This window comes from Microbacterium sp. zg-Y818, assembly GCF_030246905.1.
In the GTDB taxonomy this organism is placed as follows: Bacteria; Actinomycetota; Actinomycetes; order Actinomycetales; family Microbacteriaceae; genus Microbacterium.
This window is the reverse complement of sequence record NZ_CP126741.1, coordinates 1,430,157-1,443,095: the sequence shown is the minus strand read 5'-3', so window position 1 is coordinate 1,443,095 and position 12,939 is coordinate 1,430,157. Positions and strand designations below refer to the sequence as shown.

Genomic DNA, 12,939 nt, shown 5'->3' with positions numbered 1-12,939 from the left:
AGGTCGCTGCATCGGCATCCATTCCCGTCGGTGCTGCGCAGACGGCCCACGCTGTCTGCTGCGATCTCCTCGATCCGCGAGTCGCTATGCTCGCCGGAAGAATGCCGGAAGCTACGTGGAGGCACGTGAGTCATGCGCGGTCTGGGGTGGTTCGTCGCCGCGGCCGCGATGGCTGGTGGAGTCGCGGCGGCGCTGTTTCTTCCCGTGCGCTTTCCGCGGCCTGGCGGCGAGTTGCGGATCGGTACGACGACTCGACAGTGGGTCGACCGCTCCCGACCGGAGATCTTCTCCCACGACGACGATGAAGCGCGTGAGCTGTCGGTGCAGATCTGGTACCCGACGGGCCAAACCGGGGGTGCACGAAGCAGATACCTCCCGGATGCCCACGTGGTGTTCGCTTCTCTGCTGGATGCATTGCGGGAGGTGACCTCAGGGCGGACATCACTGCCGTCGTTCCTGTTCCGAAAGCTCGCCGTGTCGAGGACGCACGCGTTCGTCGACGTGCCCCCGCTGCCAGGAACCACGTTCCCCGTGATCGTCTCACTCTCGGGATTCGGTGGTTTCCGTAGGGCCAACACCATCCTCATCGAAGAACTCGTCTCACGCGGCTACATCGTCGTCGCGATGGATCAGCCCTACGTGTCCGCCAGGACGCAACGAGCCGATGGTCGGGTCGTGAAGATGAAGCGACGAGGGCGACTCTACGACGATCATCCGCGCTCGCGGATACTCGCCCATCTGGCCGCCGACGTGAGCTTCGTTCTCGATACGTTGAAGAGTGATCCCGATCTTGGCCAGCGCGTGGATGCGTCGCGAGCCGGCGTCATGGGGGTTTCTCTCGGTGGAACCGTTGCGGCAGTCGCGGCCTCAGCAGACGAACGGATCGCAGCGTGCCTCATGATGGACGCCGCCATGCCGGATGACGTCGCGACCAGAGGTTTGCCCTGCCATGCGCTGTGGTTGACCCGGCCCGCGGAGGACATGCGACGTGAACGCCGCCACGCCGGCGGTTGGCCAGACCCGGTCATCGCGGAGACCATCGGATCGATGACCGCTACCCTCGAGCATCAACGCGCGGGTACCGGACAGCTCGTCAGCATTCCCGGCATGTACCACATCGACTTCACCGACGCCCCGCACTGGTTCCCCTGGGCGCGATGGGTGGGACTGTCGGGACGCATCGGCGCAGGCAGAGCCCAGAGCATCGTCGCTCAGCACGCCGATTCATTCTTCGATTCGGCGCTCCGCGCACGCAATGCGAGTGCGCTCTGACAGCCGCCGAGATCAGGCGTGCCGCCGCGACTGTCCGATCGGACAGGCGCGACTGTCCCCGCGGCCGGGGCGCGCACCGGCGCCCGCGAGCACGCTGGGGACATGGACATCACACAATCACCCCCGATCGAGGCGCGTGCCCTGCGGAAGAGCTTCCGCGGCCGCGTGCGCGTCGACGACGTCACCTTCACCGTCGGCTCCGGTCGCATCACCGGACTGCTCGGCCCCAACGGCGCCGGCAAGACCACCACCATCCGCATGCTGCTGGGCCTCGCGGCTCCGGCATCCGGCGACGCGCTCGTGTTCGGGCGCCCGTACCGGGAGCTCGAGGCTCCCGGCCGCACCGTCGGCGCCGTGCTCGACTCGGGCGGATTGCACCCGTCCCGCAGCGGCCGCACTCACCTGCGCATCGTCGCGGCGCGTTCCGGCATCCCTGCCGCCAGGGTCGATGAGGTGCTCGCCGAAGTCGGCATGACGGCAGACGCCGACCGACGCGCCGGGGGCTACTCGCTGGGAATGCGCCAGCGCATCGCCCTGGCATCCGCCCTGCTCGGCCAGCCCCGCATCCTCGTGCTGGATGAGCCGGCGAACGGGCTCGACCCGACCGGCATGCACTGGCTCCGCCAGCGCCTGCGGGCCTTCGCCGATGCCGGTGGCTCGGTGCTCCTCTCCTCGCACCTGCTGTCGGATGTGCAGGACATCGCCGACGACATCGTGATGATCGTCGACGGCTCGGTGGCGGCGGCATCGTCGCTGCAGGACGCGCTCGACGCATCGGACGGCGACCTCGAGGGCTTCTACCTCGCTGTCGCCGACGGCCGGGCGGGGGTGCGCTGATGCTCCGTGCAGAACTGCTGAGCCTGGTCAGCACCACCTCCGCCAGGATCACCGCGGTGCTCGCCGTGGCGGGACTGCTCGCCACGCAGATCACCTTCGTCTCGCTGATACCCGCCATCGTGCGGGGCGACATCGGCGCCGCCGAAGGCGCGGCCGACGACATGCCCGCGTTCGACCTCGCCTCAGGGGCGACCCAGCTCGACGCGCTCAGCCCGCTGGGAGCGTCGATGAGCGCAGGATCGGTCGGGATAGCGATCCTCGCAGTGGCGATCCTCGGCGTGCTCGCCGGAACGAGCGACTACCGCTTCGGCGGCATCGTCACCGCGGCGCTCGCGGCTCCCCGCCGCTGGCGCATCGTCGCCGCCAAGGCCGGCGCGTCCGGCGTTGCAGGGCTCGCACTGGGCGCGACACTCGTCGGCGTGAGCGCGGCCGTCCTGGCGATCACGCTCGCGGTCACCGGTGCGCCGTTCGCCGTCGACGTCGCGGAGGCCGCGGCAGTGCTGGGACGAGGCGTCGTGGCGGTGACCTGCCTCGTGCTCATCGGGCTCGCGGTGGGCCTGCTCACCCGCAGTCAGCTCGGCGGCGTGCTCGTCGTGCTGACGGTCATGCTCACCGAGCCGCTGATCACCGCCGTCGCCGCGCTCGCCACCGGCACCGTGCCGGTGTGGACGCAGCTGCTTCCCGTGGCCCTCGCCCACGCGACGATCGGCGCCGGCCCGGCGCAGCTCTCACCCATGGTCGCCGGCGGCATCCTCGTCGGGCTGACGCTCGTGGCGCTCGCAGCGGCCACGATCGCCGTCCGGCGACGTGACATCTGATCCGCAGACAGGGAAAGGACACGACATCATGAACGACACCACCACCACCGCGGCATCCACAGGTCGCCCTCCGCTGCGGGTCTGGATCGCGCTGGCAGCGGTCCTCGCGCTCGCTGTGGCCGCCCTCTCGGCCGGCGCCTGGTTCCGCACCTCGGCAGGCTCGTCCACCGAATCCGCTCTCGAAGAGCGACTCCAGAGCTTGGTCGACGCCGGCTACCCCGGGGTGCTGGCTTCGGTGACGCGGGCAGACGGCGAGCGGATCGATGCCACCATCGGCGAGGTCGGGGAGCTCCCGGCCGAGCCGGAGGTGCGCATCGGGAGCAACACGAAGATGTTCGTGGCGACCGTCGTGCTGCAGCTCGCCGAAGAAGGACTCGTCGAGCTCGACGAGCCGATCGACGCCTACCTGCCCGGCATCGTCACGGGGGAGGGGATCGACGGCACCGCCATCACCGTCCGGCAGCTGCTGCAGCAGACCTCGGGACTGCCGGAGTACAGCAACGAGGTGGCGGCGGACGCGTTCGGAGTGCAGAACGTGTACATCTCGGCGCGCGACATGCTCGACATCGCGCTGAGCGAGCCCGCCGTCTTCGCGCCCGGCACCCAGTGGCGCTACACGAACACGAACTACATCGTCCTCGGTCTGCTCGTCGAGCGGGTCACCCAGCGGGCGCTGTGGGAGCAGATCGAGGACCGCATCGTGACGCCGCTGAAACTGCAGCACACCTATCTGCCGGGTCCCGGTGAACGAGAGCTGCGTGGGCCGCACCCGCCGGCCTTCCACGCGGACGAGCCGGGTCGGCTGCGGGAGATCACCGACATGGATCCATCGTTCGGGTGGTCCGCCGGGGCGATGATCTCGACTCCGGGGGAGCTCAACGAGTTCATGCGGGCACTGCTGGCGGGGGAGCTGCTGTCGGAGGAGAGCATGGCACAGATGCAGGATGCGGTGGCGGCGCCCGATGACCTCTGGCCCGAGGCGATGTACGGGCTGGGGCTGCAGAGCTTCCCGCTCAGCTGCGGGGGCATCGCATGGGGTCACGGCGGTGACATCCCGGGCACGCAGACCCGCAACGCCGTCGCTCCCGACGGCACCACCGCGACGATCGCCGTGACCGCCCTGCCATGGGCGCTGGTGGATGCCGCGGACGAGGAGCTGCTGCTGGAGCAGTACCGCATCGTCGTCGACGCGCTCGATGAGACGCTCTGTGCGCGGTGATTCCGCCCCCGCGCCGGGTGCGGTCGGCCGTTCCGCGGCTCCGCACCCGGCGTGGTTGACTCATCGCATGGCCCACGCGAACACACGGCGACCCGGGGCGACCGTCCGCGCGGCGGTCGCCCCGGCGTTGACCGCGGCGCTCGCGGTCGGGTACGTCGGCATCGATCTCACCGGGGCGTTCGAGGATCAGTCCGCGGTCACCCTCACGCCCATCGTGCACGGCGCCCTCGTGGCGCTGCAGGCGGTGGCGCTGCTGTGGCGGCACCGAGCGCCGAACGCCGTGGTGGTGGCGGTGGTCGCGCTGGACCTGATCATCCTCGCCACCAGCGGGGGAGAGCTGGGCGTCGGCGCCCTCGCGGTGATCATCGCCACCTACGCCGCGATGCGATGGGGAACCCCCCGCCGCGCCACGTATGGCGTGGTGGCCGGGGCCGCCGCGGCGACCACCCTGGTCGGCAGTGTCGCCATGGCCGCCGTCGGCATGCCGTTTCTCCTCGTGCTGCTGGTGGCGCTCGCCCGCATCGTGATCCTCTACGCCCTCCCGGCGGCCGCCGCGGAATACATGCTCGGCCGCGAGCGCCTGGCCGACGCGGTGCAGCAGCAGAAGGCCGCGGCAGAGCGGGAGCGGCAGGCAGCTGCCGAGCGCGAGCTGCGCGCGGAGCGCACGGCTCTCGCCCGCGAACTGCACGACATCGCCGGCCACCACCTCAGCGGCATCATCGTGAGCGCGCAGGCGGCGGCGGCGCTCACGCGCTCCGACCCCGACGAGGCGCGCGCGACGCTGCAGACGCTGCAGCAGAACGCCCGCACCGCGCTTACCGACCTCCGCCGCACGGTCGGCCTGTTGCGCGAAGACGAGAGCGCCGGCGCCGGTCCCGACGTTCCAGGCCCGACGCCCGCGATCGCCGCCATCCCGGCGCTGGTCGATGCTGCACGGCGACGCGGACAGGACGTCACGCTGCACTTGTCGGGCGACTCGCGGCCGCTCGGGGTGCTCGCCGAGACCGCCGCTTACCGCATGGTGCAGGAGTCCCTCGCCAACGCGGCCCGCCACGCGGCCGACGCCACCTGCGATGTCACGGTGGCGTACCGCCCCGATACGGTCGAGGTCGCGGTGCGCAACACCCCGCCGGCCGTCCCCACCGCCGCGCGCCGGGACGTTGACGCAGGCTTCGGGATCGCGGGCATGCGAGAGCGCGCCGACCTCGTCGGCGGCCGACTCGTCTCCGGCCCGCAGCCCGACGGCGGTTGGCTCAACCGTCTCACGATCCCCCTCGAGACCGAACGGAGCGCACCGTGATCCGACTGCTCATCGCCGACGACCAGGCCGTCGTCCGCACGGGGCTCGCCGTCATCCTCGGCGCCGAAGACGACATCGAGGTCGTCGGGCAGGCGGAGGACGGGCGGCAGGCGGTGCAGCTGGCGCGCAGCCTTCAGCCGGACGTGGTGTGCATGGACATCCGGATGCCGGTGATGGACGGCATCGCCGCGACCCGCGAGATCACGGCGGACCCCGATCTCGACGTCGACGTGCTCATGCTGACGACCTTCGACGTCGACGACGACGTGTTCGCGGCCCTCGACGCCGGAGCGGCGGGCTTCCTCCTCAAAGGAGCGGACGAAGCGACCCTCGCCGGCGCGGTGCGATCGGTGGCCGCGGGGGAGGGGACACTCGACCAGCGCCTCACCCGGCGCATCCTTCACGAGTTCGTCGCCACCCGCCGAACGGCGCCCGCACCCCGCCCCCAGCCGGCCGTGCCGGCTCCCCTGACCGACCGCGAGGTCGACGTGTTGAGGCTGCTTGCCGAGGGGCTCTCGAACGCCGAGATCGCGGGGCGCCTGTTCGTCGAGCCGACCACCGTGAAGTACCACCTGGCCGGGCTGCTGCAGAAGACCGCGTCACGCGACCGTCTGCAGGCGGTGCTCTGGGGGATCCGCACGGGGCTGGTACAGCCGGGGTGACCCCGCCGACCGGCCCCGCCTGGGGCGAGCAGGCCAGCGCGTGGCGAGTTCCCTCACCGCGGGTTCAAAGTGCGGATGCCGGAAGGCGAAACCCGCCTCAGTGAGCATGCCGGGGACCACCCAGCGGCTCTTGAGCACGAGCTCCGGCTCGGTGCGCAGCACCCACATCGCCGGCTCCAGCATCCAGCGCCTGGCGGGGAGTCCGATCGGCATGGGACACCGCAGCGCGCGGTACGGCGGGCTCACCCGGCGGCGGTCGCGACGAGGGCTCTTGCCACCGCACGCGCGGACCGCACGTCCCATCACCGACCACGCACGGGGTCCGGTCAGGACGACCGACCTACACTGTCGGGATGCACCGATCCGGCCGTCTGCTGAGCGTCCTGGCGACCGTCGTGGCACTGGGCGCGGCCCTCACGCCTGCGACGGGCGCGAGGGCGGGCGAGGCATCCGCGCCACCGGCGTCGGCGACCGTGACGGCGGCCGACGGCGCTGCTGTCGAGGCACGCGCGCGCCAGCTGGTCGCCGCGATGTCGACCCGCGAGCGTGCGGCATCCGTCGTGATGGGACACATCCCCACGAGCGACCCGAGCGCGCTGCGCGACTACATGACCGCGACCGGCGTGGGCGGGTTCATCCTCATGGGGTCCAACATCCCGGCAGATGAGGCGGCGCTGCGCGAGGTAACCCGCGCACTCACCGTGGACCCGATGCTCCCCGCCGTCATCGGCATCGACGAAGAAGGCGACGACGTCACCCGGCTGCCCTGGGACGCGCTGCCCGGGGCGACCACCCTCAAGAGCGCGCCCCCTCCCGACACGGCCTCGGCGTTCGCCGCGCGCGGCGCCCTGCTGCAGCGCGCCGGTGCGACGGTGAACTTCGGCATCGTCGCCGACGTCGCGCCCGACCCCGCGAGCTTCATCCACCGCCGCGCCCTGGGCACGACGCCTGAGGCCGCCGCCGGACGCGTCTCGGCCGCCGTCGCCGGCGAGGCGGGCGCGGTGGCGAGCACGCTCAAGCACTTCCCCGGCCACGGTGCGGCCCCCGGCGACTCGCACCACATGCTGCCGACCACCGACCTCTCCCAGGAGGCGTGGGGCCAGACGGATGCCGTGCCCTTCCGTGCCGGCATCGATGCGGGCGCCGAGCTGCTGATGTTCGGGCACCTCGTCTACACGTCAGTCGATGCCGCACCTGCCACGATGTCGGCCGAGTGGCACCGCATCGCGCGCGAGGATCTGGGCTTCACCGGGGTCGCCATCACCGATGACCTCGGCATGCTGCAGAACACCGGCGATCCTGCGTACGCCGACCCCGTGGCCAACGCGGTGGCCGCCCTCGTCGCCGGCAACGACATGGTGATGGCGGTGATGCTGTCGGATGCCACCACGGCGACGCGCCTGGTCGACGGGATCGCCGCCGCAGTCGACACCGGCGCCCTTCCCGCCGAGCGACTGGAAGAGGCGGCGACCCGGGTGACCGCGCTGCGCCTGCAGTCGAACACCGGCGCCCTGACGCCCTGCGACTCCTGTCAGCCGGTCGGCTGAGGCCCACGCCACGCGGCGAGGATCGCCTGCCGCAGCGCGTTCGCCCGGTCGGCGAACTCACGCTGACCCCGCACGTACTCGGCCTTGCCGTCGGCCGTCTCGATGCGCACCGGCTCGACGCCCCAGTCCTCGAGGTCGTAGGGCGAGGCCGCCATGTCGAGGGCGCGGATGTCGCGCGCGAGCTGGAACGAGTCCAGCAGCAGCTCTCCTGGCACCAGCGGGCCGAGCTTCATCGCCCACTTGTAGACGTCCATGCCGGCGTGCAGGCAGCCAGGCTGCTCCCGCAGCGGCTGGTCTTCCCGCGTCGGCACGAAGTGGTTGCGCGGACCGGCGTCGGGGGTGAAGAAGCGGAACGCGTCGATGTGCGTGCACCGCAGCTCGTGGGCCTCGACGACCGCATCCGTCCCCTCCTGCCCGAGGCGCAGCGGAACGGTGTGCCGCGGCTGCGGGGCCCGGTAGACCATCGCCCACTCGTGCAGCCCGAAGCACCCGAATCGGCCCGGGCGCGCGGCCGTGAGGCGCAGCATCCGCTCGCAGATGTCGAGCAGCTGCGGCTTCGCGGCCTCCAAGCCCGCCGCGTCGACCCGAAGGCTTGCCGGGGCGCTTCCCGCCGCGTACCAGCGCCACGCGGCGCGCGGGGTGACCGCGGCGTCGGCGAGGTCGACGCCGACCCCCGGATGCCAGCGGCGCAGCAACGCGGGCTTGTAGGAGTAGTACGTGTACAGGAAGTCATCCACGGGGTGGGTCTTACCGCGGGCTGAGCGCTCGCGCCGCCCGGCGGTGAGTTCATCGGCGCGGGCGTGGTGCGCGTCCTCACGCTCCTGCCACTCGGCGCGGCTCAGCACCATGGCGGTGCGAGATGCGAGCGCGGTCATGCTTCGAGCCTACGTGGGAGGGCCGCGAGGGGCGTCGTGGTGTGCGGGGCGTGCTGCGGCGGCCGCCGTGCCCGAATGAGGAGATCCGCCCGGATGCGGACCGACCCCGGCATCCGCATCCGCATCTCGGCAGATCCCCGCATCTCGGACGCCGGGGCCAGCAGACGGACGGTGGATGCCGCAGGCCAGGACCGCCCGACGGCAGCGACACCTACCAGGCCCAGCGGCATCCGCAGTGCCCGGATGCGGAGATCTGCCCGGATGCGGACCACCACCGGCATCCGGTCCGCATCTCGGCAGATCTCCGCATCTCGGACGCCGGGGCCACGGGGCATCACGTCACGGCGCCCAGGCACCGAGGCACCAAGGCACCAAAGCACCGAGGCCCCGGCACCGAGTCCCGCCCACGGACGGTGGATGCCGCACCCCGGCACACCGCCCAACCCGGGCGACCCCGCGAGAGTCGCGGACTACGCCGCCGGCTCGATGAGTTCCGGGGAGTCGTTGCGCACGTTGCCGACGGCAGGCGAAACCGGATAGTCGTCGAGTGTGTCGGCCAGCGCGGGCGCCGCGTCGATCGCGGCATCCAGCAGGTCGCGCACGTTGTGGTCGTCGGTGTCGGTGTCGAGCCACGCGTCGGCGAAGTCGCCATCGATGAACAGCGGCATGCGGTCGTGGATCGATCCGAGCCGCCCGATCGAGTCCCGGGTCAGGATCGTGAAGCTCAGCAGCCAGCGCTCAGGGTCATCGTCCGCCTTCTGCGGGTCCTTCCACCACTCGTACAGCCCGGCGAAGAACATCGGCTGGTCGTCGGCGGGGTGGATGTAGTGCGGCACTTTGCCGCCCTCTGTCTGCTTCCACTCGTAGTACCCGGATGCCGGCACGACGGCACGGCGCTTGATCAAAGCGTTGCGGAACATCGGCTTGTCCTCGAGCTCCTCGGCCCGCGCGTTGAACGCGCGGGACCCGATGCTCGGGTCTTTCGCCCACCCGGGAACCAGGCCCCACCGAGCGGACTCCAGGCGGCGGGTCGCCGGCTCCGTCTTGGCGGAGTCGAGCACGATCGCCGCCCGCGCCGTGGGCGCGATGTTGTACGACGGCTGGGGGAGCACGTCACCCTCGACATCGACGCGGAGAACGCCGACCAGTTCGGATGCCACGTTGGCGACGACGAAACGACCACACATGTCAGCCAGCGTACGCGGGGCCTGCGACACCGGCCCGAACCGACCCGGGAACCGCCTCAGGCAGGCGGGTCCGGCTTCACGACCCCGATGTCGGCGAGCCTGTCCAGCAAGCCGGCACCGTCGGAATCCGTCACGAAGGGCACGGTCGACGCCGAGTGGTCATCGACGACGGTGCGACCACCGGCGAGAACCGCCTCGGCCGTCGACAGGCGTCGGATCGCCACTGCGGTCACGTGGTCGGGGTGCTCCACTGCGAAGGCGGTGTAGATGGGATCGTCGTGCTGGCCGTCATCGCCGATCAGCAGCCACTTGATGTGCGGGAACTCCTTCGCGAGCCGCGTGAGGTTGCCCGCTTTGTGCTGCTGGCCACTGCGGAACCAGCGGTCGTGCGTCGGCCCCCAGTCGGTGAGCAGCATGGCCCCGGGCGGAAAGACATGGCGCCGGAAGAAGCGCATCAGCGTCGGCGCGACGTTCCAGGCGCCCGTCGACAGGTAGATGACCGGCGCTCCCGGGTTCTCCCGCGCGATGCGCTCGAGAAGCACGGCCATGCCGGGAACGGGCTGTCGCGCGTGCTCGTCGAGGACGAACGAGTTCCAGGCCGCCACCAGGGGGCGGGGGAGCGCGGTGACCATGACGGTGTCGTCGACGTCGGAGACGATGCCGAATCGGACGTCCGGCCCGACGATGAACACGCGGGTCTCGACCGGTTTCCCGCCTTCGACCGACATCGTGATCGGCTGCCACCCTGCCGGCAGCGTGCCCGGCAGCGTGGCGTCGATGACCCCGCCTCGGTCGGCGACGACCTCATGCCGCACGCCGTCGATCTCGATCGTCACCTGCGCGAAGCCGACGGGAACCGAGGCGAAGCTGCGCCATCCGCGCACGCTCGCATACTCTCCGCGCGGATCCGCGGGCACCGACGGCACCATCAGCACGCGGCCCAGCACGCGCACCCAGTCCGGTCCGCCGTACCCGGGGAACGCCGCCACCGTCGGCAGCTGCCCACGTCGGCGCGCGCGGCGTTCTCGCCAGGAGTGGAAACGGTACTCGAGGCGGGCGATCCAGAGGATCTTGGGACGTGGGGGTGCGGGGTCGGTGCCGGGCATCGCCCTCAGTCTCCCATGCCCTCCGCAGCACTCGGAGCCACCGTGCTGTCGTCGGCTTCCAGATGACGCCTCTCGCGGCGCGCGATGAGCCGCTTGGCCAGATAGGCCAGCAGCAGGAACGCCAGGATGATGCCGACGAAGATGTAGCCGGCGAAGTGGATGGTGTCGGACAGCTCGCGGTACGTCCCTGCCGCCGCGACCGCCACACCGACGTACATCGCCGACCACAGCATGCACGCGGGGAGGGTCCAGGCCAGGAAACGGCGGTAGGCGAAGCCGCTCATACCGACCGTCAACGGCACGAGGGAATGGAAGACCGGAAGAAACCGCGAAAGGAAGATGGCGGGACCGCCGCGGCGACGCAGGTAGGTCTCGGCCCGCTGCCAGTTCTTCTCACCCAGCTTGGCGCCGATCTTCGAGTAGCGGATGCGAGGCCCCAGCACCCGGCCGAGCCAGAAGCCGATGCTCTCGCCGATCAGAGCGCCGATGACGACCACGACGGCCAGCACCACGGCCTCCAGCGGCGAGGCCACCGCGGTCCCCGCGACGATGACGACGGTGTCTCCGGGAACGACGAGACCGACCAGCACACTCGTCTCGAGCATGACGGCCACACCGGCCAGCACCGTCCGCAGTACGGGGTCGACACTCTGGACCGCGTCGAGCAGCCAGGTGAGGAACTCGTTCACGCTCCGAGCCTAGAGCGGTCAGCCGACCCCTAGCCTGGAAAAATGCCCGGTACTCTCGCTGCCCGTCCGCTCGAATGGGCAGACCCTGCGGCACTGTTCGCGGCGGGGCCCTCGCGGGCGCGCCACGCCTTCTGGCTGGATGCCGGCCCCGGCGCCGCCGCCGGGTGGAGCTGGCTGGGAACGGGGGAGCCAGAGACCGATCCCGGTGCCGTCGACGCGGTCCGCCTCGGGGCCACCCCCACGAGTGACCAAGACCCGGTCCCGTGGGGACCGTTCCACGGCGGCTGGGTGGGCTGGCTCGGCTACGACGGCGCCGCCGACCGCGCAGGTGCGCCATGCGACTTCGACGATCTCGCGCCCGACCGGCTCTGGCTGCGGGTGTCCCGCTTCGTCGCCGTGGACCACGGCCGACGACGCCTGTGGGCCGTCGCGCCGGCGGACGAGGTGGATGCCTTCGCCGCGCAGGCAACGGGGTGGGCTGCGGCATCCGTCCCTTCCCCCCTCGCGCCCGAACTCACACCGCTTCCTGCCCAGGCCCGCGTCAGCGCCTCGGCGTACGCGGCTCAGATCGAGCGCTGCCGCGACGCGATCCGTGAGGGCGACGCCTATCAGCTCTGTCTGACGACGCGGTTCGACGTCGCGGCGCCGGGGGGCATCGACCCGCTCGACGTGCACCGGCGCCTGCGCGCGTCATCGTCGGCTCATCACGGCGGGCTCATCCGCAGTGACGACGTCGCTCTGATCTCCGCGAGTCCCGAGCGCTTCCTCGATGCCGCGGACGGGGTCGTGCGCACGCGCCCCATCAAGGGCACCCGCCCGCGTGGGCACGATGCCGACGACGACGCCCGCCTCGCCGCAGAGCTGCGGGCGAGCCCGAAGGAGCGCGCCGAGAACGTCATGATCGTGGACCTCATGCGCAATGACCTGTCGCGGGTGTGCGCGCCGGGCTCGGTGGTCGTCGAAGCCCTGCTCGAGGTGGAGTCGTACCCCGCCGTGCATCAGCTGGTGAGCACGGTTCGCGGGCAGCTGCGTCTCGAGGCGACGGTGGGCGATCTGCTCGATGCGGCCTTTCCCGCCGGCAGCATGACCGGGGCGCCGAAGCTGTCGGCGATGTCGATCCTGCACGGACTCGAGGCCGCCCCGCGGGGCGTGTTCGCGGGCTGCTTCGGGTGGGTGGGCTCGGACGGCGCACTGGATCTCGCCATGGTGATCCGCTCGGTCGTCGTGCACCCGGGTGGCGCGTACGTGGGGGCCGGCGGGGGCATCACGTGGGGCTCGGATGCCGCCGCCGAGGTGGCGGAAGTGGCGCTGAAGGCCACGGCACCGCTCGCCGCACTGGGCGCCCGGCTACCGGCCGGATGGGGATGAGCGCGGTCCGGTAATCTGGATAGACGCGCACCGCGCCGACCCGACCCCCACGATTGGCT

The 12,939-nt window shown here is 71.4% G+C and carries 13 protein-coding genes; 8 read left to right on the top strand and 5 right to left on the bottom strand.

Going from position 1 to position 12,939, the window contains the following annotated elements:
• Positions 1–132: 132 nt before the first annotated feature.
• The 6 genes from QNO21_RS06620 to QNO21_RS06595 all read left to right on the top strand — a co-directional run bounded on the left by QNO21_RS06620 (position 133) and on the right by QNO21_RS06595 (position 6,108).
• Positions 133–1,272: an alpha/beta hydrolase gene (locus tag QNO21_RS06620; RefSeq protein ID WP_257518979.1), complete on the top strand. Its 1,140-nt coding sequence runs from the start codon at positions 133–135 to the stop codon at positions 1,270–1,272.
• A gap of 102 nt (positions 1,273–1,374) precedes the next feature.
• Positions 1,375–2,109, top strand: a complete 735-nt coding sequence (locus tag QNO21_RS06615) for an ABC transporter ATP-binding protein (protein ID WP_257514187.1) — start codon at positions 1,375–1,377, stop codon at positions 2,107–2,109.
• The gene (locus QNO21_RS06610; RefSeq protein WP_257518978.1) at positions 2,109–2,927 is read left to right on the top strand and encodes a hypothetical protein; all 819 of its coding nucleotides are present in this window, start codon (positions 2,109–2,111) and stop codon (positions 2,925–2,927) included. The genes QNO21_RS06615 and QNO21_RS06610 overlap by 1 nt, the downstream gene beginning before the upstream one ends.
• 28 nt (positions 2,928–2,955) lie before the next feature.
• Positions 2,956–4,146 (top strand): serine hydrolase domain-containing protein, encoded by a 1,191-nt coding sequence (locus QNO21_RS06605; protein ID WP_257518977.1) that lies wholly within the window; start codon positions 2,956–2,958, stop codon positions 4,144–4,146.
• 67 nt (positions 4,147–4,213) lie between these two features.
• Positions 4,214–5,446 (top strand): sensor histidine kinase, encoded by a 1,233-nt coding sequence (locus QNO21_RS06600; RefSeq protein WP_257518976.1) that lies wholly within the window; start codon positions 4,214–4,216, stop codon positions 5,444–5,446.
• On the top strand, positions 5,443–6,108 hold the full coding sequence (locus QNO21_RS06595) for a response regulator transcription factor (protein ID WP_257514183.1): 666 nt from the start codon (positions 5,443–5,445) through the stop codon (positions 6,106–6,108). The genes QNO21_RS06600 and QNO21_RS06595 overlap by 4 nt, the downstream gene beginning before the upstream one ends.
• Here the strand turns inward: QNO21_RS06595 and QNO21_RS06590 are convergent.
• Complete coding sequence (locus tag QNO21_RS06590; protein ID WP_374211409.1) at positions 6,046–6,276, bottom strand: DUF1731 domain-containing protein; 231 nt, start codon at positions 6,274–6,276, stop codon at positions 6,046–6,048. The genes QNO21_RS06595 and QNO21_RS06590 overlap by 63 nt on opposite strands.
• 185 nt (positions 6,277–6,461) lie before the next feature.
• Between QNO21_RS06590 and QNO21_RS06585 the strand changes: the two genes are divergently transcribed.
• Entirely contained in the window at positions 6,462–7,655 is a 1,194-nt protein-coding gene (locus QNO21_RS06585) for a glycoside hydrolase family 3 N-terminal domain-containing protein (RefSeq protein WP_257518975.1), read from the top strand.
• On the opposite strand, the gene QNO21_RS06580 is transcribed toward QNO21_RS06585, so the two are convergent.
• The 4 genes from QNO21_RS06580 to QNO21_RS06565 all read right to left on the bottom strand — a co-directional run bounded on the left by QNO21_RS06580 (position 7,640) and on the right by QNO21_RS06565 (position 11,512).
• Positions 7,640–8,530 (bottom strand): 3-methyladenine DNA glycosylase, encoded by an 891-nt coding sequence (locus QNO21_RS06580; RefSeq protein ID WP_257518974.1) that lies wholly within the window; start codon positions 8,528–8,530, stop codon positions 7,640–7,642. The genes QNO21_RS06585 and QNO21_RS06580 overlap by 16 nt on opposite strands.
• 470 nt (positions 8,531–9,000) lie before the next feature.
• Positions 9,001–9,717 (bottom strand): SOS response-associated peptidase, encoded by a 717-nt coding sequence (locus tag QNO21_RS06575; protein WP_257518973.1) that lies wholly within the window; start codon positions 9,715–9,717, stop codon positions 9,001–9,003.
• A gap of 56 nt (positions 9,718–9,773) precedes the next feature.
• Positions 9,774–10,823, bottom strand: a complete 1,050-nt coding sequence (locus QNO21_RS06570) for an App1 family protein phosphatidate phosphatase (RefSeq protein WP_257514179.1) — start codon at positions 10,821–10,823, stop codon at positions 9,774–9,776.
• 5 nt (positions 10,824–10,828) lie between these two features.
• Complete coding sequence (locus QNO21_RS06565; protein ID WP_257518972.1) at positions 10,829–11,512, bottom strand: DedA family protein; 684 nt, start codon at positions 11,510–11,512, stop codon at positions 10,829–10,831.
• A gap of 42 nt (positions 11,513–11,554) precedes the next feature.
• Here QNO21_RS06565 and QNO21_RS06560 point away from each other — a divergent pair, with 42 nt between their 5' ends.
• Positions 11,555–12,880 carry an anthranilate synthase component I family protein gene (locus QNO21_RS06560; protein ID WP_257518971.1) on the top strand — a complete coding sequence of 442 codons (1,326 nt, stop codon included), beginning with the start codon at positions 11,555–11,557 and terminating at the stop codon, positions 12,878–12,880.
• Positions 12,881–12,939: the final 59 nt, after the last annotated feature.